Genomic DNA, 20,538 nt, shown 5'->3' with positions numbered 1-20,538 from the left:
ATAAACGCTTCTTCTATGCCCAGGGGCTCCTGGCAGTAAAAGCAGTGCCCAGATCTTACCGTTATATGAACAGCCAATTTTTTGCTGTAGAGCATAGGCAATTTAAGTTCACCGCTCAGCGCTTTTATCAAACTTACGCTAATACGCCCCTCAGAAAAATTCCGCGTAATTTTTTGAATGTTCGGCAGGGCCTTATCAGCAAACTCCCAAACTTCACCACAGTGGTCACAGGAAATCATCATTTCCCAATTTACTCCGCCTTTCCAAAGATACAATTATTTTAGTCCCAAAGGCTGAAGTATTTTCTCCATCTGCTTAAAGGAAAGGCGACACAGCAAAGAAGGAAATAATCTTTCCAGCCACCACAGCAACTTAAGTTTTGCTGGCACAACAATGATTTCTTTGTTCTTTGCAATTTGAGACAAAGCCTTTTCTGCAAAAGCATCAGCAGATATTGGCCCCAGAGGCTCGAACATTTCTGCCTGCTGTTGAGGAGGAATGGGAGTTGGCATCCGCCCACTGACGCCACCTCCCTGCAAAATCGGCGTTGATACTGCCCCGGGACACAAAACACTCACTCGTACACCGCAGGACTCGGCCTCAGGGCGAATAGCCTTTGATATTGCCACCACAGCACTCTTGGAGGCTGAGTAGGCGGCCATTGCTGGCGACGGAACTAAAGCCGCCATTGAGGCAGTATTGATAATATGGCCAGAGCCCTGGCGCTTCATGGCCTGGAAACCACATTGGAGCCCATGAATAACGCCAAACAAATTGATATCAATCGCCGCTTTCCAATCTTCAAGATTATGATCGGAAAAATATCCACCCACTCCTATACCAGCATTGTTAAAAAGGAAATCTAACGGAGATATTTCACTAATGACCTGAAAAAATTGATCAAAATTACGAACATCCAAGTGAACAAACGATGCTCTCCCACCGGACTCCTGTATTTGGCTGACAACCTGCGTAGCCAGGTCCCGCTGGATATCCGCGATAATGACTTGAGCCCCAAGTGCTGCCAGTCGACAGGCCAAGGCCGCACCGATTCCAGAAGCACCACCGGTAATCAGTGCCGTCTTGCCACTAAAGTAAGATACCTGATCCATAAGCGCTTTCCCTTCCTTGCTTTTACCACTTTATACCCCAGTTTCTGCTATCATCGCGCCCGCAAAACCTAAGGGGTGGCCTTGCCTGAGATGTCCGGGGATCAAATTGGTCCGTCGCGACAAACCCTTGAACCTGATCCGGTTAATACCGGCGTAGGAATAGGTAGACAAAGCAAAACCTCCCCACGTCGCACTCCGGGTCTCTTTCACTGCCGCTATTCGAGAGAGAACCATGAAAAAACAGTTTCCCACCCACCCTATTGCCTGGTCTGTCAGCCTTGCCAGCAGCCTGTTCGCTGGTATCGCCACCGCTAATACCGCAGAGACAGGGCTTGAGGAAGTGGTGGTTACGGCACAGCTACGGGAAACCAACCTTTTGGAGCTTCCTTCCAGTGTTACCGTGCTGGATGAAAGCGCGATCGATGCGCGGGGCGCGGCCAATCTGGACCAGCTTTTGAACATGGCGCCCAATGTGAATTTTTCCTCCGGCGCCTCCAGGGGACGATTTGTACAGATTCGCGGAATTGGTGAGCGCAGCCAGTTTATCGATCCGGTAAACCCCTCAGTTGGCCTGATCATCGACGGTATCGACTTTACTGGCCTGGGGCTCGCAGCCAGCACCCTGGATATCGATCAAGTGGAAATCCTGCGGGGCCCACAGGGCACCGTGTACGGCGCTAATGCCCTGGCCGGCCTGATCAACATGACCAGTGCAGCGCCCACCAGTGAGTCGACCACCAAGGTGTCCGCCGAGCTAAGCGAGTACAATGGGCAGAGCCTGTCTGCGACTACCAGTGGAGCTTTGAGCGATGCTCTTGGCTATCGATTGGCTGCCAGCAAACGCAAATCCGACGGCTATACCGAGAATGTGTATCTCAACCGCGATGACACCAGCAATATTGATGAGTCTGTACTGCGCGGTAAGCTGGCCTACTCCCCGTCCGACGATTTAAAGCTGGGCGTTACCCTCTTCTATATCGACGTTGATAACGGCTACGATGCTTTCTCTCTCTATAACACTCGCGAAACGCAATCTGACCAGCCCGGCTGGGATCGCCAGGAAACCTTTGCCGGCGCATTGACTGCTCAATGGTCTGGTAACGAGAACTTTACCCTAGAAGGCACCCTCAGCCTCGCCGATTCAGATACAGAATATGGCTACGATGAGGATTGGAGCTATGTCGGCTTTCATCCCTGGGAGTACAGCTCCACGGATAATTACCAGCGCGATAAAGACAATATCAGCATTGACCTTCGCGCACTCTCTACCGAAGAGTCCAAGTTATTCTGGGATCGCAGCCACTGGGTTGTGGGCCTTTATGGCCGCACGGAGCGCGAGGACCTGAATCGCAACCAGAGTTTCCGCAGCACTTTTGATACTGAAAACTCTGCCATCTACGGCCAGCTCTCTACGGAAATCACCCCTGCGATCAACTTGATTACCGGCCTGAGACTGGAAAGACGCGAAGCCGATTACTCAGATTCCTATAACATCGATGCAGATAATGGAGAAAATCTGTGGGGCGGCAATATCTCCCTGCAATACCATTACACCGACAACACCCTGCTCTACGCTACGGTTTCCCGGGGCTATAAAGCCGGCGGTGTAAACGGCAGAATCATCTCAGAATCAACAAGCAACACTGAAATCAACAATGACATGTTCGAGTTCGATACCGAACAACTGCTCAACTATGAATTAGGTATTAAGGGCAGCTGGCTGGAGAATCGTTTGCAAGCCCAGGTTGCGGCTTTCTACCAGGACCGGGATGACGTTCAGGCCAAGGTTTCTATCTTTAACCCTGCCGACTACTCATTTAGTGACTACCTTGCCAATGCTGCCGGCGGAAGCACTACTGGTCTGGAGGTGGAACTGAACTATCAGGCTACCGAAGCCCTGCGCTTTTTCGCCTCTGCTGGCTGGCTGAATGCGGAATTTAAAGACTACGAAAGCAGTTCCCATGTCGATGCCCGCGATGACTACGCAGGAACAGTGTTGGCTGCGGTTGATCTGGATCGCCGCGATATCGCTCACGCTCCCAACTACCAGTTCTTTACCGGTACAGAAATCGATCTGCTTCCCAACCTGATCTTGCGATTGGAGCTTGAGGGTAAAGACGAGTTCTACTTTTCAAATAGCCACGACGAAAAATCCACAGCCTACGAACTGGTCAATGCTCGCCTGACCTACCAGGGAGATAACTGGGATGTTGCCCTGTGGGGAAGAAACCTGACTGACGAAGATTACTATGTGCGCGGGTTTTACTTCAGTAACCAATATGGCAACAACCCGGCCAACGGCTACGCACCCGAGCCCTACTATCAGTATGGTGAGCCCCGGATTGCCGGGGTAACAGGCACCTACACCTTCTAATCACTCAGTGGCTTTGGGGCAGCACTTCGCTGCTCCAGAACTCTCTATCAAGAGGGAAATTATGCAGCTCTCTGTCGAAATCAGTATGTATCCGTTAAAGGACGAGTACATCCCGGCTATTCAAGCGTTTATCGCACAGCTAAACAGCCACCCAGAACTCAAGGTAATCACCAATACAATGAGTACTCAGGTGTTTGGCGATTACGATCTATTGATGGATGTGCTCAAGTTGGAAATGCGCAAATCCTACGAGCAGTTTGGCCGCGCCATTTTTGTATGCAAGTTTATTGACGGCGACCTGGCCCCGGGAGAAGCGCATGTTTGACCAAGATATCAGCACCGCAATCAGCGCTTCGATTGCAGCCATGTCCCTCTGGGAAGTAGCCGCTGTAATACTGGCTCTGGCCTATTTGCTTCTGGCCATGAGGGAGAAAATCATCTGCTGGTATGCCGCGTTTGTCAGTACGGCGATCTACCTGTTTCTGTTTTGGGATGTCAGCCTGTTAATGGAGTCTGCACTACAGGTTTTCTATCTGCTGATGGCAGTTTATGGCTGGTGGCAATGGAGAAATCACCGCAACCGGCAAGACGATTTAAGAATCCATCGCTGGAGCGGAAAAACCCACTCGATAGTTATTGGCGCTACCCTGATATTGACTTTACTGATCGGCTACCTGTTGGATCGCAACACCAGTGCCGCCCTCCCCTACCTGGATTCATTCACGACTCTGGGGGCAATCGTCACCACCTATATGGTCACCCGGAAGGTACTGGAGAACTGGCTTTACTGGATTGTCGTAGACGGAGCTTCAATCTACCTCTACCTGGACAGAGAACTCTACCTTACTGCCGTATTGTTTATGCTGTACCTGGTGCTGGTTGTGATTGGCTATTTCCAGTGGTTAGCCATTTTCCGAAAAGAGAAAAAACAACCCGATAGCGCTCCTCAAACAATGGCAGCGGCATAGTGACCAACTGATATGAGCCAGGACTTGAGCAACATCATCCCCAACGATTGGCATCATTGGAGCAAGGCCCGGCCCACGGTGGTCAGGGCCCTGGCTGGGGGGCTGACCAATAACGCCTTTCTGGTTGAGTCCGCCGATCAGCTGATGGTGCTGCGGATAAACTCCAGCATCAGCGATCAGCTCAATCTCGACAGGGCTGCTGAACAGCAGGCGCTGCAAGCTGCCACATATTCCGACAGCTGTGCCCCTTTGGTTTACTGTGACCCACATTACCGATATTTGGTGACCCGCTATATTGAAGGCACTCCCTGGGATCAAAATGTCGCCCACAGTTTGGAAAAACTTGCCGATCTGCTGCGCCGTATACACAGCTCCCCTGCAATTGATGTCCAATTAAACATCGGTGAGAAAATCTCTAGTTACAGGCAGTTTATCGACAAGCGAGCCAGTTATTTCCACTTGCTCGACACACTGCAAGAGAAACTTCCGCAATTAATTGATGCTGCTTATCGGATGGGCGACGAAATTTGCCTGTGTCACAACGATCTAACGGTTGGCAACCTGATCTGGGCTCCCTCTGACAAGCTATACGCTATCGACTGGGAATACGCGGCAATGGGGGATAAATTCTATGACCTCGCTGTTTTGGTAGAGGAACACAACTTGAATCAGCGAGAGCAAAATAGTTTACTGGAGTGCTATCTTAATCGCACCGTGTCACCTGAAGACAATCAGCGCTTGGGGTTATGGCAGCTGATCTACGGTTACCTTTGTATTCTCTGGCACGGGGTACAATGGAGTAACCAAACCCAAAGGTCCCCGGAGCAAGGGAGATATATCGGGAAAAAAGCCCAACAGTTATTGAAAGGCCTATCGGCTCACAGCCTCAGCTGAGTAAGCCCTGCTAGAATAGGCCCAACCCCTAAGAAGCGACTTTCAGTCACTGCGGCGCAATCCAAGTTGCTTTCGTGGTTGCTACCGAAGTAATTCAACTAGGGCCCGACTCGGCTAAAATACCCCCCCTTTTTTCACACCCCTAAAAAATAACCACAGAGGTACTCCTGTGATCAGATCATTTTTTGCAATACTACTTACCTTTATCGCAATCAACGCACAAGCGGTAGAGAAACCCGAAGGTTTTAAAACGATAGACGGGCTGTTTGCTGCGCTTTCAAACCTGGACCACCAGGCTATGCGAGACGGCGTCAGCGACGATTTTATACTCCTTGAGCACGGTGAAGTCTGGGATATTGAGGACCTTATCGCCGTAATAAAGCCCAAGCCCTCAAAGCTGGAAAGAATCAACTACTTCAGCATTATCAATTTTGAAGAGCGTGAGAACCTGCTGACCATCAACTACTGGACCAAGTCCATTTTTAAATCCAAGGATGGCAATAAAGAAGCGGTGTGGTTGGAAAGCGCCATTGTTAAGAAAATCGATGGCAAGTGGCTAGTAGCCCAATTGCACTCAACCCGCCTGCCCGCAGAGAAATTCCCCAAAGACGTCCAGTTCGAGCAGCAAGTCCTATAATAAAGTGCCTTACAGGCCCTGATCACACAGGGCCTGTGTCTATTTGATCGCTCTCAGCCCCCCCCAACTGGAACAACTACCGGATTTCAAAGCTTCCAAGTGCTAGTATGTGACTCTAAATTGCATATTAGTCTCCAGTTCTACAGGGCCACTCAATGAAGCTTAAAGTTTACCTCTCCGGCGAAATCCACTCCGATTGGCGTGCGCAAATTATCGAAGGTTGCCAAAAAGAAGGGCTGGATATCTCCTTCTCTTCCGCAGTCACCAACCACGATGCCAGCGATGCCGCTGGTGATGGCCTGGGTGAGGAGCAGAACGCTTTCTGGCGGGATCACAAATCTGCCAAAGTTAACGCAATCCGAATCAAGCACCTGATTGAAAACTGTGATTTGGCGGTGATTCGATTTGGCGAGAAATACAAACAATGGAACGCCGCATTTGATGCCGGCTTTTGTGCAGCCTTAGGCAAGTCCTATATCACACTTCACGATGAATCCTTGGTGCACGCACTCAAGGAAGTGGACGGTGCCGCCCAGGCCTGGGCACAGACACCCGCACAGGTTGTCGATATCCTGAAGTACTTAACCACCCAGGCCTAAAGAGCCTCTGGATCGTAGGCCGGCAGGCATCTACTGACAAAACTGCACAATCAGTAGGTGCCGCCAGCTAAAAGCCGTAATTAAGGACACCGGCATAGTTCGGCCGAGAGGCTGCCTCTGCTAACGGGTTGTGCACTAGCTCGCCGCTACGATTGATCGCATAGATTTCCGCACCGCAGTGCTTGCAGAATGCCTTCTCCCGTAAAGCCCCCTCTTTAAAGTGATATTTGCGCAGTGAGTTTTCAGGATCGCTGATATGGATAGCGACTTCAGTATCACCGTGCCCCCTTTGGCCCGCTGGTACAAACAGGGCATCTACAAGCTTGTTGAAATGAATCGCTCCACAATGACAAGTTAACGGATTCATAGCCTTATCTCCCTGGTCGATTAGTATGGGGAAGCAGTTTACTATTTACTTTAATTCAACAAAGGGGATATATTGAAAAGCTCTTTTAGCTTTAAGGAAACAGTCTGTGCGCAGAGAGTACGACAAATACCACTTGATCAACGTTTTTTGCAGTGTTGTTGATCACGGTTCCTTAAGCAAAGCTGCCAAGCACTTGGGCCTGTCTACGCCCACCGTAAGCAAGACTCTCGCCCAACTTGAGCAGGCCCTTGGCCAGGTATTACTCAATCGCACCACTCGGGCAATCGCTGTCACAGACGCCGGAAGGATTGCCTACCAGAAAGGGCAAAAAATAATCAGCTCATTCACCGAGCTGGAAGACCAGATTGCAGAGGCGGCAACGCTCACCCGAGGAAAATTAAAAATCACTTTTCCGGAAACCCTCGGCCTAAAAGTATTCAGTCATATCTGCAATGATTTCCAGAAAGCATTCCCCGATTTCAGCTTGGAGCTTATCTTCAGCCCCTATCACCTGGATTTAATCGAGGACGATATCGACATTGCTTTTCGCGTCTGGGAAACACTGCCCGATTGTCAGTTTTACGCCCAGCCCCTATTTAGTATCCGCCCTATTTTTATTGCCGCGCCAACCTATCTGGAAGAACACGGCTGCCCCAAATCCATTGCCGAGCTCAGCCAACACAACATCATGCTAACCCGCCTTGACGGCCTGGAAGATGGCTGGTCAATTGATGGGAAGTTCTACCAATTCAATGGTAATTTAATCTCCAATAAAACTTTCCATACCCGAGCAGCCGCATTAAACGGGAATGGCATTGCCAAGCTCCCCTCCTATTTTTGCCAACGGGATATCAAAAAGGGGCGACTGGTAGAGGTACTCCCTGACTTGGAGCGAAAAGATAAAACTGTAGGCGCTATCTATAAAGTAAAGCGAAAAGATTCAAAGAAAATTGACGTTTTTTTGAACTTTGCACAAGAGCGCTTGCAGGAGTATGACTTTAGCCTGTTTGATGAGTGAGAATGTGGCACTAAAGAACTCTGCAGCGATTAGAGATCCTCTGTGAAACACTCAGCTGTTTAGCACCACATTAGGTGGTACCATAGAACAATAATAAGCGGCTTGCTACTGGGGCTGAAGAGAGTGAAAACAATACTCTCGAAATACACTGTAGATACATCCCCTCTCCTTTATTGGTAAAGCCGCACAACAGTCATACATTGGAGCTTGAAGTGACAATCACTAAAGAGGTCGAACAAGGCCAAGCTGTCTATTCCAAACCCGTACTTTGGCTTTATGATATGTGGGTTCTGGGCATATCAAACCGCTTTATTTGGAAGTGCCCAACTCCTGGTATACTAGAGCACTTCAATCGAAATATATCTTCCAACCACTTGGATGTAGGTGTTGGAACGGGCTACTTTATGGACAAGTGCCATTTCCCCTCCGACAAAGTCCGCCTCGCCCTGATGGACCTGAACCAAAACAGCCTGGATATCTCAGCGCAAAGAGTGGCTCGGTATAATCCAACACAGTTCCGCTGCAATGTCCTGGATAAAATTACTTTAGAGACTGAAGTTTTTGATTCAATCTCCTTAAATTACCTATTTCACTGCCTTCCCGGCAAGCTGTCAGAAAAACTGGTTGCGCTGGATAATGTCGCAACCCTGCTATCGGATTCAGGCACCGTATTTGGTTCCACCATCCTGTCCGAAGGCGTACCGAAAAGTGGAGCTGCCAAGAAATTAATGGCTATCTACAATAAGAAAGGGATATTTTCTAATACCCAGGATTGTGAAGAGGACCTCAATACATTCCTTGCCAGTCGATTTAAGGAGTACAAAATAGAGGTTCGCGGGTGTGTAGCACTATTCAGTGCGCGGTACAAAATCACTGGCTAGAGTATCTATAGGGCAATTATGAGGATGAAGTTCTCGTTTAAGTTGGGGCTGAATAGTCCACTGATATTCCTTACCTTGATAGCTTTAGCAGTAGCTCCCACTTATTGCCTGGGCCTGCATTTCAGTGTGTTTGAAGATAAATTTGAGTGCATTGATATTCACAATTCTCTAAACTGTGCACGGTCAATCGAAAGTGGATTGAGTGATCAGGTCAACCATATCCAGCGGACGCAACCAGGGCACCTGACTATAGCCCTGAATAGCGGGAAATTACTGACGTACACAGACATCCTTCCCGCTAATAATCCCGCAGAACATATAGCCTACTCTGCAATTGAGCAAATAACTGATAACCTGCTACTGATTCATCAACAGCTCTGGGAAGCACACTCCTACATTTTGCTAGACTTAAGAAACGGCCATGAATATTCTCTTGCCGGCTACCCTTTGCTGTCTCCACAAGGCGGCTACCTTTTTGTTGCCGAACAAGACCTGGATGCCGGTTTTAATGAAAATGCCTTACAGGTTTACAAGCTATCTGAAAATACTTTGGACTTACTATACGAGCTAAAGCCTGAAAAGTGGGGGCCAGACCAAGTTTACTGGACGACAGAAAATACGACCTCTTTTATTAAAAAGCAGCTTAATCCCAACTACCTTTCAAGTAAACACCAGCCATTTAATATTGAGACTAAAGCTGTACTTTCTATTGCCCCTGATAGCCAAAGTGTAAACATTCGATATTTTGATTAAAATGCGCCTCTTTAATGTACCCGAAATATCTTGGAGCTATTTTGACAGCCAATTCAGATCTCTCGATATTATTTGTCTGCCTCGGTAATATTTGTCGCTCCCCCTTAGCGGAAGCTGTTTTCCGCACCAAGGCACAGCAGGCGGGTATTCCTGTTTCTGTCGACTCCGCGGGCATTATCAGCTACCACGCGGGTAAGCGACCAGATCCCCGAACTTTGGCTATTGGTGAAGAAAATGGCTATTCATTTGAAAATAGCTACGCTCGCCAGGTAGCCACTACCGACTTTACAAAATACGATCATATCTTTGCGATGGACAAAGATAACCTGGAAGCATTGCAATCCTTGCAGCCTGACTCATCAGACGCCCAACTAGGGTTATTTTTATCAGTGCTGCAAGATAGTGATTTCGCTGAAGTACCCGATCCTTACTATGGTGGTATTGAAGGGTTTCAACATATTCTCCAGCTTATAGAACAAGCATCTGATGCATTTATCGAGCAGCTTAAAAGCAGAAAATAAGTAAAGACCCCACAAATTCTACCGGGCTTGTGGGGGGAAACTTTCCTCCAAGGCAGACCTATCCCACATTCCTTTATCGGCTGCAGCTTCATAAGTACTCTGCAAAAAGTCAAACAGTGCCTCATCAGGGGAGCGTGAAGCTCTCACCGCATCATAGGGCAGTAAGAACTCCCCCAAATCTTTGGAATAGTAAGCCGAGGCGGGCGCGACCCTTGCTTCGGGAAATCCTTGGGGCTCTGGGTAAGTATATGAATAGAAGCAAGCACCATCTACACCACCGCCACCAGGCCAAAAACCGGCACTGCTAACTTCATGGGAGTAGGCTTCCCTGGCCACCCAATCGGGAAAGTGTGGAACGCCTCCAGGGTGCGGAGGCGCCTCCCTGCCAGAAAAACGGGTAAGTGCTAAATCAAAACTTCCCCAAAAAAAATGAATTGGACTGCACTTGCCAATAAAACGACTGCGAAACTCAGTGAAAACTCGATGAATTTGCACCAACGCCTGCCACAGCTGTTTAGCATATTCGGGATCATACTCGTAGTTATCCTGATCCCTCTCAAAGGGTATCGCGTCCGCCACTTCGGATGGCATGGTGTTAATCTCAACCGGTATACCTAGCTGCTTAAGTGCAGCCATTACTTCCCAGTAGAAATCAGAGACTGTGCGGGACTCCAAGGGTAATACCCATTCTCCCCCCTCAGTGGTCAACAGCTTCAGTACGTGATGATAGAAATCAAAGCCAATAGAAAACGACCGTCCTCCATAAGGGATAAGGGATGTCTCCAGCCCTCTAGCGGTAATATATAAAGGAACATGCCAGGAGTGATTGATCCAAGGGGTTTGTACCAGGCGAATCTTGCCAATAACTTGCATCCACATATGCAGGGTGGCAATCGTATTTACCGACTCAGCGTAGGGTAACTCTGGCCAGTCTTTACTCTCAGACCGATTCTTTAAGTTGCTCACTATACGTGCTCCATCTATCTTTTGACTCGCTCGATACCTAGTGCCTTCTGTTAACCGCCAAGCTTAGACTACTAAAAATACCCCGTCCGCAAAAAACTAAAAACAGATAAACAGCTCTCTTTTGATCATCATGAAAGACTACTTTAAATTCAGGCTCGACAGCCAAGCAACAAGCATTATCGAGACCCCATAGAGAACAATAATGATAAGGGTTCCGATAGTGTTGATTTTTGTTAGCTTTCCTGACTTGTCAGACAACCAAATATTAAAAGCTCTAGTGATCAGCGGCATCGCCACCCAAGTAAGCGATGCAACAATTAATAAGTTGATAAAGAAGTTAGTCGTCGCAAAGGGCCAACTCTCTACCAAAGGTAGCAACCACATCGTAATAACCATAACTATCGGATATAACATCAATAAAATGAGCATGGCCATTTTCCACTGCGAGGGCGCGGTGTCTTGAGCTCGGCCACGAGCCCGAGAAAACCAATCCTCAAAGCCATGCCCTATCCGCTTTATTTTTACATCTTCAAAAAAACCTTCACCACGTTTTACCAATCGCTTATGTTCATCAGAATTAAGCCAGTTATCTAAATGCTTATTGGAGTCAAATCGAAATATTGCAACCCACTCCTCTTGAACCCCCTTTATTGGCTTAGTTAGACCAGCACCCAAGAAGCCTGGATATTTTTTAAGTACTTTATCAATTTCTTTCTGCCACTGCATATATTCACGAAAAAATTCAGGCTTCACTTTTTTGGATATCACAATCGTTACGGGCACTGTTAGTTGATCTGCACCAGCGATAACTTGAGATACTACTTCAACCGAGAATTTCTTCTCTAAAAAAGCAATTAGATCTTTAAGTAAATTATTTCCAAGAAACGTTTCAAGGTGAGCAACCGTATCAAATTGAAATATTTGCACCCACTCATTTTGGATATTAGAAACGGGCTCTAACAAATTCACCTCGAGCAGCCCATCACAATCTAGCGCAACATCCACCAGCTTCTGATGCCATGATCGATACTCATCCCCCAGGTACTTTGGCACCTCCTGAGACAATACGAGACAAGCACTGGAACCCTCTTCCATTATCTGGCAGCAGCCTCCATAAAATCAGGCGGATGAACTAGAGATCAAAGTATTATGCAAGCAGAATGTATTTGTGTTCATTTTTGCGAATGAATGCTTTTACTAAAAACTATCGCAAAAAACAAACTTAGGCGAAATGTCAGGGTTGACATCAAGGGTAGCATTTGGGAAGTAACGCTCCGTACGAATGACGGAGCGGTCTGCGGAAGTGTCGCCTATTTGGGTGACACTTCCGCTAGAAAAATAAATGCGCAAGCAATCAGCCAGTCAGGCTTTCACTAACAACCAGTACTTTGCCGTCACGTCCACCTGCCGCAGCTATTCGTACCGCTTCTTTAATTTCAGACAGAGGGTATGTGCCATGAACTGGTGCAGATAACTTACCTTCCGCTACAAGCTTTGTGATAGTGCCAAAAACTTCCTGTTGCCGCTCTGGGGATGCCGAGCCGAACCATTTGGCCAACCAGAACCCGCGCACGGTGATATCTTTAAAGATGATCATCCCCGGTGCGATAACGCAGGGTTCCCCGCTAAGTGCGCCATAATTCACTAAGGTTGCGCCATTTGACAGAGCTTCGCCCATGCGAGCAGTTGCCATTCCACCAACAGCATCAATGCCTAGCTTGATCTCAGCACCACCAGTAGCCTCAGCCACTCGCTTACCCAGGTGCTCACCATCCACGAGAACCACATCAGCGCCTGCGGCCTTCATCGGCTCAATCAAAGACTCACGGCGGACGACATTGATCACTTTCAGGCCCCGCAACTTGGCCAGGGTTGTCAGATAAGACCCCACACCGGAATTTGCGGCATTCTGAAGAACCCAATCCCCCTCCTTGAGATCTACAAATTCGCTCAACAGCAAGTAAGCTGTTGGCGGATTAATCGTTATCATGGAAAGCTGTAGAGGGTCTACATTATTCGGGAGCGGAATCAGCCCCTGGGCATTGGCCACCATATGTGTAGCCCAGGTGCCGCTTCCTACCGGCAGGAGAACGACCTGGCCAATGGCTGGCGCGGTAACATTAGGTCCATGTTTGACGACCTTAGCAACACCTTCATTGCCTCCAACCGCAGGAAGAGGAGGCAACATCCCATAATCGCCCGTCAGGGTCAGAACATCTGAAGGGTTAATTGGTGCTGCCAGCATCTCCAGCAACACCTGCCCCTCTTGAAGTTCAGGGGTATCAAAGGACACCGCCTCAATAACATCCTGCGGCACTGGTCCGCGCTCTTGATATTCCGCCTTTAACATATCGCCGTATCCTTTTTTCGATTGATTATGAACAACGACCTTCACTCTGTACAAAATGTACCATGAACACTAGAGTTTGACGCTTATTAACAGTCGGGCCATTTAGATTCCTCCTGATAAATCAAACCCATTTACAAACCGCCATTTGGATCTACTTATGTGTGGTTCAAGCTAGCAATTTCAAGTCAGCCACTTGAAGATAAATCCAATGAAGCAAATTGCAGCAGCGATAACAATAAGCAGATAAGAAGTTAAATTAAGCAGGCCGGAGTAAACAACGGCACTTTTGTGTTCTACCCGATCAATTACCGCCTTAAGCACCGGGTCCGCAACAGCAAGTGCAGGGTCAGGCTCTATCACAGAATCTAGAATGGTATAATTCCTGCCCTTTATTGTTTCGAATACATGCAGTGTTTTTCCCATTGTTGTCCCCCCCCCAACTCCTGAGGCCTTGTCACCGCTCCTACCCACTGCAACCTCGCCCCCCTCCTCTAAAATTGCCCAATCGATAGCCAGCGTTTCAGAATGATCTTTATACTTCTCCTTATCAAGAAATTGAATACTCAACCGACAATTTTGCTCGCGAAAATCAAGCACCCTTTCTGTCTGCAACTCCAGCTCGTAGGGCACACTTAATTGCGATCGGAAGTTAAATTCACTTCTCCCCTTTTTTGTAACATCAACAGGATACTCAATCGCTACCCATTTATATTTTTTATAGGAAACAGTTGCATATACCAGAATCAAAACCGCAACATCAACTAACACCAGCGCTAATTTAACGGTTAATCCCACATCTCGCCCTAAATACCTTCCTTAATGCGTCACAGCTACATTCCTTGAGACCCAAGCAGAACCAAGAAATCACACAATGCAAGTCAAACTTAGCAATTCGCAGTACCGAAAAACAGCCTTAACCATTAAAGGCGCCGGGGGCTTTATAAAAATAGACTCTGGTGGGGTGACGATTTCCGGCACGAAAGTCAAAATCAATGAAGGCGGATCGCCGGGTAAAGGGAGCGCGCCTAATGTGGCTTCGCCACAAGAGCCCAATCAGCAGGCGCAGCCAGAGCCTGCCGATCAACGTTAACAGCCGTGAAAATATGTGTCTGTTTTTGCATGCCGTGTTTGAAGTGCAATGGGATAGAGCGTATTGAATGGTGTCAAACAGGCTGACTTTTACGCACTTTTTATAAGATTACCTTATCCAGATAGGGAAAACGAAAATAAGAATAAGGGATTTGCATGCCAAAAGCTGCGCGATTGGGTGATACGGCTGCCGGTCACGGCTGTATGCCTGCAACACCGATTATGGCGGGAAGTGGGGATGTCAGCATTAACGGTATGCCCGCAGCCCGTAAAGGGGATATGGTGCTATTGCACATGTGCCCTTGTCCTAATATGCCTCATGGTATTCATATGCGCAGCGTCAATGCGGGTTCAGCCAATGTCAGTATTAATGGTAAACCTGCAGCGAGAGTCGACGATGCTATTAATTGTGGCGGCAAGATTGCCGCAGGCTCCCCCGATGTGCTGATTGGTGATACGCCTTATCAATCCCCCTCTCATCAATGTGCAGAAGAGGCGGCGGCGTCTCATGCGCCTATGCTGAATTTTGAGCCTATGTTGGCGCCGCTGCTCGCCCAATGGTCAGAGTCTGCCGCTGAGGTGTTTGCGCCTAAGCAAGTCGTTTCAGCAGTTGAGCTGCGAAAAGCGCGATACGAATCAAGAAAGGCCTTAGTGGCCAGTGCCAGTGATAATAGTGACGCTGATATTAAAGCGGCCAGTGAGCGTCTCGCCATGAATAATGACAGTATTTTGCGCGCTGAAGCGGCGCAATATGTCTACCGCGTCGATGAGCATCGGCGGGCTCCTGACAAGTATCCATTGCCTGAGCAGCCAGTTGGGCTGGAATTACTCGATGGAAAAGATATTCCTGGGTTAGAGGATGCCGTTTTTATGGATAAAAAAACTGGCTTTGACGCCGCCTTGTTTCAATCAGAGATCAATGACGAAACCATGCTCACCTTTCGCGGTACCAACAATGGCGTGACAGGAAAGCAAGATTGGATGACCAATGGTACTCAAGGCATTGGGAGAGAGTCAATACAATATAATCAAGCCATGGATTTAGCTGAACTATTTTCTGATTCAGTAGATGATGTTGTTAATGTTGGGCATTCTTTAGGAGGAGGCCTAGCCGCCAGCGGAGTGGGAGTGACAGGCAATCAAGGCCATACCTTTAATGCCGCAGGCTTGCATCCTAAAACGGTAGCGCGCAATGGCGGCCTTAAAATGAGCGAAATTGAGCAATTAATGCAAACCCAATCCGTTAATGGGGAGGTGCTCACCTTGATACAGAGCAACCGTAAAGTAGCTGTGGCGGGTCTCATCGGGGGCACAAGCAGCTTGTTTGGCAATGTGAGCATGGCGGTGGGAGGCGTTCTAAGCGCGGCCGTGTTGGCCAGTGGCGCCTTACCCGAGGCGCCGGGCACCATGTCGCCTCTTGAGAGCATCGACGGCGGCAGCCCAGTGACCCGCCATGGCATGGATCAAGTGATAGCGGGTATTGAAGCGCAAAAAGAAGCCGATATTGCCACGCTTAACGTGAGTGAGTGAGTGAGTGAGTGAGTGAGTGAGTGAGTGAGTGACCAATGTAAGACACATTATTAAAAATGAATATAAAAGCATTTAATAAAGCGGATGCAAGTTATGATCTTGATAAATAAAATGTTGGTGATAAGCCTAGTACTCTTTATCGGCTTATTTACCGCGTGCGAAGGAGAAGGTGGGGCCATGTTTTCAAAAGATCAGTCTTCTAAAATCGATAAAAAAATGCAAGCTCAGGTGTTTTTTGAGCCTGAAATGGTCGAGGTGCTAGCCGCGCTACAACAAGGCAAGCAGGCACAAGCGCAAATGCTGCTTACTGAGCATGATCTCGATTTAAATGTTCACGGCAAAGAAGATATCACCCCCTTGCTATGGCTTATCATGGTTGCGAACGATAAACCTGCAGCAACATTAGCCTTGGATTTAGGCGCCGATCCTAATTTTAAGGATTCTGATGGTGACAATGCAGTGACTATGCTGGCCGGAGGCAAAGATCTGGCTTGGCTTGAGCTGATTTTAAACGCAGGTGGTGATGCCAATGCCATTGATAGGAATGGGCAGCCTGCCTTGTTTGGTGCCATAGGGGAAGCGAATTGGGGTAACATTCATGCCTTATTAGATCATGGCGCGGATGTGAATTTAAAAGATCGCAGTGGACGCAATAGTGCTCTTTATCCAGCCTATATTATGAAGTATGAGCTGAGTTATTTTTTTATACAAAAAGGGGCTACTCCTTTTGAATTTACAACAGGAGGAGCAGATTTGGCTTGGAATATTCATAAAAAATTGACTAAAGGGATTATTAAGCCCGATAGTCATCAATATCCTTGGGTGATGAAAATCAAGCAACACCTTATTGATCAAGGGGTGGTGTTTCCACCATTACCCCCCAAAGAGGTGCGGGCTAAATGGGCTAAAGAAGGTAAGCCAAACTAATGGCTATAAATGGTGTGCCTAATAGATAAGATTAACTGAGCAGTCAGTGAGGAGGAGCTGGAAAGGCTGTATGACGATAATGAGCAGACAGGCACATAAGTTGCCAAATAGTGCACTCCTACACTGCTCAACAAGCAATTATTTAAATTTATTAAAATAATCATCATGGAAAATAAAATATATAGCAAAACGTACCAGTTGGGAGTAGAGTCGCAGAGGCACCCCTAAAATAATCATTTAGATAGTTGCAAGATGTATTTCAAAAAAATTACAAAAAAATTTTAATTTTCCAGGAATTCATCCTGCCTCGCTTACAAAATATACAACCTGACCAAAGAGAACTTTTCAGTTCAGAAATTCTAGGCAAGTACAGAATACTATTATCAAAATCATATCGATTAATACCTTTAGCTTTATGCTGCGTACGTATTAATTTCCATTTAAGAAACTTCAAAAAGTCACAGCTTTTCTCAGCCACGATAATTCGTATTGCGAGCAGGACAGGAGAATAACAATGGGACTCTGCATTGACTCCAGTAATATCACGTTTATCACACAAGTAAGGGCTGCCCTGAATACTCTTGTCGGCGGTGTCGGTACCGCACTTACCTATACACAGGAGCGATACCGAACCGGGGGGCGACATGTGCTGCGAATTACAGAGGGAGTTGGTATTTTGACTGCAGCTGGCTTGAGGGCAAACAGCACCACTCTGCTACGCCGACTAATTACCAGCCGCCACGACACCAGAATTACTGAGCACCACGCTCTCGGATTTCGTCCCGACCAGTGGCTGATGGATCAGGTATGGAGCGGCTTTAAGAGCTACCTCCCACTAGTAAGCCCGGACAGAGGCTTTATGGCCAAAGTGATGAGCAGTGGCTCCAGCGGCGTAGTAATGTGGAACAATACAGCCCTGCAAACCGCCAACCTGGCCAACAACGGCACCGTAGCAATGGGGAATTGCCCCAGCTATATCACCCTGGCCCATGAATTGGTTCACGCTGACCGCTGTAATCGTGGGCGATACCTATCGGGCAGTGCTAATTCCACTTTCCTGGCGGATGAACGCCAGGCACCCATGGGTAGAGTGCTCCGCCAGCAAAATGCCCCCTTAACCATGGCCCGTATTGCCAATGGCGGTCTAAATATTGTTTATAACAATATAACTATCCCGAACCGCAACAACCTGATCTCAACCAGAGCTAGCGGCTGGATTTGGGTAGGTGGCTCCATGGAATTGCGTGAGGAGATCGCCACTGTCGGGCTCAGTGACGATGATGGTAATGTACCTACTGACCCGCTAGCCATTAACGAAAATATGATTCGGGCTGAACATGGCGTAGCGCAGCGGATGAAGTATGGCCAGATCAGAAACCTGAACTAATCTCGTGCATATGCGCCTCACCGGCACCAAAACCTGAGGCCGGCCCACCAAAGCAAACTGACAGATATGATCTGTACCTACTGCTAGCGGTATTAACTTATAAGATATCGCTAGCAGTAAGTTTCTTGCCTTCCCCGCTTTGCATATTGCATCCGACCACAGCATGTCGTTATGCTTTGGCGGCTAGAATCACACCTTCCCTTTGTCTGGAAGGCACACAGAACACCTTGGTCAACATACAGCCAGATCATAACCATGATTGATTATGCCCTTATAAAACACGTCCACATGACCGCCGCAGCGCTCAGTATCCTGCTGTTTACCATCAGAGTGGGATTGGAGTTCAGCCACAACACGGGCTGGCGAAATGGCCCTCTGCGCTGGGTGCCACACCTCAACGACACTTTGCTGTTAGCTGCGGCTGCCGGACTGGTAATTCTCGGCAGCTGGAACCCGGGCACATCGCCCTGGCTAGGTGCGAAAGTAGCCCTGGTATTTGGCTACATTATTGCTGGCGTCTTTGCTCTGCGCCCCAACTTTTCCAAGCCAATTAGAATCACTGCCTGTGTACTTGCCTTCCTGCAAGTAGTCGCTATTTTCTATCTGGCGATGCACAAGCCCAGCTTGTAACTGGATGGCATTGAGCACTCTTGGTATCAACCTCAAACTGGTATCAACCCCAAACATCGTGCTCAATGCCTTTTATTTTAAATTTACTTCCATTGAACACCGGCTCACGCACCCCGGAAGACAACTGACTCTCGTAATCTGCCATTACCTTAAAGGCCACACCAGACAAAAGTAAGATAGCTATAAGGTTTGCCGATGCCATAAAACCCATCGAGACATCGGCCATACGCCAAAGAAAGACAAAGTTTTCCGCACTTCCCGTATCTGCCACCCAAGCCCCAAAAAGCACGAACATTAAAAACAATAGCCGATAACATAAAATGGATGTTCGGGTATGGTAGAGGTAATAAATATTGGTTTCGCCGTAATAGTAGTTACCGATAATTGATGTAAAGGCAAAAAACATCAATGCAGTAGCAATAAAACTGCTTCCCCAGGTACCCACCTCACTCGCCAGTGCGTCTTGAACCAACTCAACCCCTTCCAAATTGCCGACCATAAAGACATCTGCCACCAAGATAATTGCTGCCGTGGAAGTGCAGATAATAATGGTATCGAGAAATACCGATGCCATTTGCACGTATCCCTGCACCATTGGGTGTTTTACATCTGCAGCAGCAGCGACATTGGGCGAGGAGCCAAGTCCAGCTTCATTGGAAAACAGGCCCCGCTTGATTCCATTGGCCACCGCCGCACCAAAGGCCCCCGCCCCAGCCTCCTGAAACCCGAAGGCATTTGCCAGAATTTCCAACAGCACCCCAGGTAATTCAGCAATATTGGCGACCAGAACATAGAATGCTACCAACAAGTAACCAATTGCCATAAAAGGGACAACAATACCGGCAAATCGCGCAATTGAACGAATACCGCCAAAAACAATAATCCCGGCAAAGAGCGCAATAAAAAAACCCACCCATAAAGGGCTTACACCCCAAGCTCCATACAATGCGGCAGCCATCGTATTTGACTGCACAGCATTAAAGGTAAATCCGTAACAAATCATGAGAAAAACTGAAAAAGTCAGGGACAGCCATTTCCACTGTGGTCCCAGCCCCTTTTCAATGTAATAGGCAGGCCCGCCGCGAAACGCCCCGGGAACATCGCCGCGCTCTTTGTAAGTTTGCGCGAGAGTATTCTCCACCAAACTGGTAGCCATCCCCAGCAAGGCCACCAGCCACATCCAAAACACCGCTCCGGGCCCGCCCGCGGTTATAGCCACAGCCACACCAGCAATATTCCCGGTGCCGATTCTCGCAGCTGCGCTAGTGGCAAATGCCTGAAATGCGGTTACTGAATTTTCATTTTCCTTATGGATGCCACGAATCATGACTTTGACCATATGACCAAAGTGACGAAATTGTATAAAGCGAGTGCGAATAGAAAAGTAGAGCCCCGCCGGCAGCAATCCTAAAATCAAGATTCCAAGCCACCAGATGCCACCGACGCCACCCCAGGCAAGCAGGTTTGCCCACTCGATCAGGGTAGTGAAATGATCCAGAAACCCTTGCATTGACCACTCCCAGGACAACTTATCG

The 20,538-nt window shown here is 48.0% G+C and carries 22 protein-coding genes and 1 riboswitch; of the genes, 15 read left to right on the top strand and 7 right to left on the bottom strand.

All coding sequences use genetic code 11. The features are described from left to right. Positions 1-275 precede the first annotated feature (275 nt). On the bottom strand, positions 276-1,112 hold the full coding sequence (locus tag ACJJIQ_RS05855) for an SDR family NAD(P)-dependent oxidoreductase (protein WP_445363995.1): 837 nt from the start codon (positions 1,110-1,112) through the stop codon (positions 276-278). Between the two features lie 61 nt (positions 1,113-1,173). Further along, positions 1,174-1,289: riboswitch (TPP riboswitch) on the top strand. 55 nt (positions 1,290-1,344) lie between these two features. Here ACJJIQ_RS05855 and ACJJIQ_RS05850 point away from each other — a divergent pair. From ACJJIQ_RS05850 to ACJJIQ_RS05825, 6 genes are all read left to right on the top strand, one after another. Next, positions 1,345-3,486 carry a TonB-dependent receptor gene (locus tag ACJJIQ_RS05850; protein WP_445363994.1) on the top strand — a complete coding sequence of 714 codons (2,142 nt, stop codon included), beginning with the start codon at positions 1,345-1,347 and terminating at the stop codon, positions 3,484-3,486. A gap of 61 nt (positions 3,487-3,547) precedes the next feature. Next, the gene (locus ACJJIQ_RS05845; protein WP_282932390.1) at positions 3,548-3,811 is read left to right on the top strand and encodes a hypothetical protein; all 264 of its coding nucleotides are present in this window, start codon (positions 3,548-3,550) and stop codon (positions 3,809-3,811) included. After that, on the top strand, positions 3,804-4,454 hold the full coding sequence (gene pnuC, locus ACJJIQ_RS05840; RefSeq protein ID WP_445363993.1) for a nicotinamide riboside transporter PnuC: 651 nt from the start codon (positions 3,804-3,806) through the stop codon (positions 4,452-4,454). The genes ACJJIQ_RS05845 and pnuC overlap by 8 nt, the downstream gene beginning before the upstream one ends. Before the next feature lie 12 nt (positions 4,455-4,466). Beyond that, positions 4,467-5,348 carry a phosphotransferase gene (locus ACJJIQ_RS05835; RefSeq protein ID WP_445363992.1) on the top strand — a complete coding sequence of 294 codons (882 nt, stop codon included), beginning with the start codon at positions 4,467-4,469 and terminating at the stop codon, positions 5,346-5,348. Between the two features lie 169 nt (positions 5,349-5,517). Continuing rightward, positions 5,518-5,985: a nuclear transport factor 2 family protein gene (locus ACJJIQ_RS05830; RefSeq protein ID WP_445363991.1), complete on the top strand. Its 468-nt coding sequence runs from the start codon at positions 5,518-5,520 to the stop codon at positions 5,983-5,985. Positions 5,986-6,140: 155 nt separating this feature from the next. Further along, positions 6,141-6,584 carry a YtoQ family protein gene (locus tag ACJJIQ_RS05825; RefSeq protein ID WP_444893547.1) on the top strand — a complete coding sequence of 148 codons (444 nt, stop codon included), beginning with the start codon at positions 6,141-6,143 and terminating at the stop codon, positions 6,582-6,584. A gap of 67 nt (positions 6,585-6,651) precedes the next feature. On the opposite strand, the gene ACJJIQ_RS05820 is transcribed toward ACJJIQ_RS05825, so the two are convergent. Beyond that, on the bottom strand, positions 6,652-6,951 hold the full coding sequence (locus tag ACJJIQ_RS05820; protein ID WP_445361609.1) for a GFA family protein: 300 nt from the start codon (positions 6,949-6,951) through the stop codon (positions 6,652-6,654). Positions 6,952-7,057: 106 nt separating this feature from the next. On the opposite strand from ACJJIQ_RS05820, the gene ACJJIQ_RS05815 reads away from it, so the two are divergent. The 4 genes from ACJJIQ_RS05815 (at position 7,058) to ACJJIQ_RS05800 (ending at position 10,124) form a co-directional block, all read left to right on the top strand. Continuing rightward, positions 7,058-7,969 carry a LysR family transcriptional regulator gene (locus ACJJIQ_RS05815; protein ID WP_444893545.1) on the top strand — a complete coding sequence of 304 codons (912 nt, stop codon included), beginning with the start codon at positions 7,058-7,060 and terminating at the stop codon, positions 7,967-7,969. A 212-nt stretch (positions 7,970-8,181) separates the two neighbouring features. Next, positions 8,182-8,850: a class I SAM-dependent methyltransferase gene (locus ACJJIQ_RS05810; protein WP_444917531.1), complete on the top strand. Its 669-nt coding sequence runs from the start codon at positions 8,182-8,184 to the stop codon at positions 8,848-8,850. A gap of 24 nt (positions 8,851-8,874) precedes the next feature. Then, a complete protein-coding gene (locus tag ACJJIQ_RS05805) occupies positions 8,875-9,603 on the top strand; it encodes a hypothetical protein (RefSeq protein ID WP_445363990.1) in 729 nt (242 codons plus the stop codon). A 41-nt stretch (positions 9,604-9,644) separates the two neighbouring features. Continuing rightward, complete coding sequence (locus ACJJIQ_RS05800; RefSeq protein ID WP_444893542.1) at positions 9,645-10,124, top strand: low molecular weight protein-tyrosine-phosphatase; 480 nt, start codon at positions 9,645-9,647, stop codon at positions 10,122-10,124. 18 nt (positions 10,125-10,142) lie between these two features. Here ACJJIQ_RS05800 and ACJJIQ_RS05795 read toward each other — a convergent pair whose 3' ends face one another. From ACJJIQ_RS05795 to ACJJIQ_RS05780, 4 genes are all read right to left on the bottom strand, one after another. Beyond that, on the bottom strand, positions 10,143-11,090 hold the full coding sequence (locus ACJJIQ_RS05795; RefSeq protein ID WP_444893541.1) for a DUF5996 family protein: 948 nt from the start codon (positions 11,088-11,090) through the stop codon (positions 10,143-10,145). Positions 11,091-11,228: 138 nt separating this feature from the next. Beyond that, complete coding sequence (locus ACJJIQ_RS05790; protein ID WP_445363989.1) at positions 11,229-12,185, bottom strand: antibiotic biosynthesis monooxygenase; 957 nt, start codon at positions 12,183-12,185, stop codon at positions 11,229-11,231. Positions 12,186-12,444: 259 nt separating this feature from the next. Further along, a complete protein-coding gene (locus ACJJIQ_RS05785; protein WP_445363988.1) occupies positions 12,445-13,440 on the bottom strand; it encodes a zinc-dependent alcohol dehydrogenase family protein in 996 nt (331 codons plus the stop codon). Positions 13,441-13,620: 180 nt separating this feature from the next. Next, entirely contained in the window at positions 13,621-14,235 is a 615-nt protein-coding gene (locus ACJJIQ_RS05780) for a hypothetical protein (RefSeq protein ID WP_445363987.1), read from the bottom strand. Between the two features lie 76 nt (positions 14,236-14,311). On the opposite strand from ACJJIQ_RS05780, the gene ACJJIQ_RS05775 reads away from it, so the two are divergent. The 5 genes from ACJJIQ_RS05775 to ACJJIQ_RS05755 all read left to right on the top strand — a co-directional run bounded on the left by ACJJIQ_RS05775 (position 14,312) and on the right by ACJJIQ_RS05755 (position 19,003). Continuing rightward, positions 14,312-14,530 (top strand): hypothetical protein, encoded by a 219-nt coding sequence (locus tag ACJJIQ_RS05775; RefSeq protein WP_445363986.1) that lies wholly within the window; start codon positions 14,312-14,314, stop codon positions 14,528-14,530. A gap of 155 nt (positions 14,531-14,685) precedes the next feature. Continuing rightward, entirely contained in the window at positions 14,686-16,059 is a 1,374-nt protein-coding gene (locus ACJJIQ_RS05770) for a PAAR domain-containing protein (protein ID WP_445363985.1), read from the top strand. Between the two features lie 93 nt (positions 16,060-16,152). Beyond that, positions 16,153-16,986, top strand: coding sequence for an ankyrin repeat domain-containing protein (locus tag ACJJIQ_RS05765; RefSeq protein WP_445363984.1), 834 nt, complete (start codon positions 16,153-16,155; stop codon positions 16,984-16,986). 514 nt (positions 16,987-17,500) lie between these two features. Next, on the top strand, positions 17,501-18,373 hold the full coding sequence (locus ACJJIQ_RS05760) for a M91 family zinc metallopeptidase (protein ID WP_445363983.1): 873 nt from the start codon (positions 17,501-17,503) through the stop codon (positions 18,371-18,373). Between the two features lie 255 nt (positions 18,374-18,628). Then, complete coding sequence (locus tag ACJJIQ_RS05755) at positions 18,629-19,003, top strand: SirB2 family protein (RefSeq protein ID WP_444913360.1); 375 nt, start codon at positions 18,629-18,631, stop codon at positions 19,001-19,003. Between the two features lie 43 nt (positions 19,004-19,046). On the opposite strand, the gene ACJJIQ_RS05750 is transcribed toward ACJJIQ_RS05755, so the two are convergent. Beyond that, a complete protein-coding gene (locus ACJJIQ_RS05750) occupies positions 19,047-20,513 on the bottom strand; it encodes an alanine/glycine:cation symporter family protein (RefSeq protein ID WP_413662404.1) in 1,467 nt (488 codons plus the stop codon). Between the last annotated feature and the right edge of the window lie 25 nt (positions 20,514-20,538).

The sequence above is a fragment of the Microbulbifer maximicatervae (SeqCode) genome (assembly GCF_052468295.1).
The sequence above is the reverse complement of the archived record's forward strand: the minus strand, read 5'-3'. Positions and strand labels throughout refer to the sequence as shown.

What these genes read in the sequence shown, in the direction of transcription:
- ACJJIQ_RS05785 (WP_445363988.1), bottom strand. Translation starts at nt 13,440, where the DNA reads ATGTTAAAGGCGGAATATCAAGAGCGCGGACCAGTGCCGCAGGATGTT.
- ACJJIQ_RS05765 (WP_445363984.1), top strand. Translation starts at nt 16,153, where the DNA reads ATGATCTTGATAAATAAAATGTTGGTGATAAGCCTAGTACTCTTTATC.
- pnuC (WP_445363993.1), top strand. Translation starts at nt 3,804, where the DNA reads ATGTTTGACCAAGATATCAGCACCGCAATCAGCGCTTCGATTGCAGCC.
- ACJJIQ_RS05825 (WP_444893547.1), top strand. Translation starts at nt 6,141, where the DNA reads ATGAAGCTTAAAGTTTACCTCTCCGGCGAAATCCACTCCGATTGGCGT.
- ACJJIQ_RS05755 (WP_444913360.1), top strand. Translation starts at nt 18,629, where the DNA reads ATGATTGATTATGCCCTTATAAAACACGTCCACATGACCGCCGCAGCG.
- ACJJIQ_RS05775 (WP_445363986.1), top strand. Translation starts at nt 14,312, where the DNA reads ATGCAAGTCAAACTTAGCAATTCGCAGTACCGAAAAACAGCCTTAACC.
- ACJJIQ_RS05750 (WP_413662404.1), bottom strand. Translation starts at nt 20,513, where the DNA reads ATGCAAGGGTTTCTGGATCATTTCACTACCCTGATCGAGTGGGCAAAC.
- ACJJIQ_RS05790 (WP_445363989.1), bottom strand. Translation starts at nt 12,185, where the DNA reads ATGGAAGAGGGTTCCAGTGCTTGTCTCGTATTGTCTCAGGAGGTGCCA.
- ACJJIQ_RS05835 (WP_445363992.1), top strand. Translation starts at nt 4,467, where the DNA reads ATGAGCCAGGACTTGAGCAACATCATCCCCAACGATTGGCATCATTGG.
- ACJJIQ_RS05820 (WP_445361609.1), bottom strand. Translation starts at nt 6,951, where the DNA reads ATGAATCCGTTAACTTGTCATTGTGGAGCGATTCATTTCAACAAGCTT.
- ACJJIQ_RS05770 (WP_445363985.1), top strand. Translation starts at nt 14,686, where the DNA reads ATGCCAAAAGCTGCGCGATTGGGTGATACGGCTGCCGGTCACGGCTGT.
- ACJJIQ_RS05855 (WP_445363995.1), bottom strand. Translation starts at nt 1,112, where the DNA reads ATGGATCAGGTATCTTACTTTAGTGGCAAGACGGCACTGATTACCGGT.
- ACJJIQ_RS05850 (WP_445363994.1), top strand. Translation starts at nt 1,345, where the DNA reads ATGAAAAAACAGTTTCCCACCCACCCTATTGCCTGGTCTGTCAGCCTT.
- ACJJIQ_RS05845 (WP_282932390.1), top strand. Translation starts at nt 3,548, where the DNA reads ATGCAGCTCTCTGTCGAAATCAGTATGTATCCGTTAAAGGACGAGTAC.
- ACJJIQ_RS05760 (WP_445363983.1), top strand. Translation starts at nt 17,501, where the DNA reads ATGGGACTCTGCATTGACTCCAGTAATATCACGTTTATCACACAAGTA.
- ACJJIQ_RS05805 (WP_445363990.1), top strand. Translation starts at nt 8,875, where the DNA reads ATGAAGTTCTCGTTTAAGTTGGGGCTGAATAGTCCACTGATATTCCTT.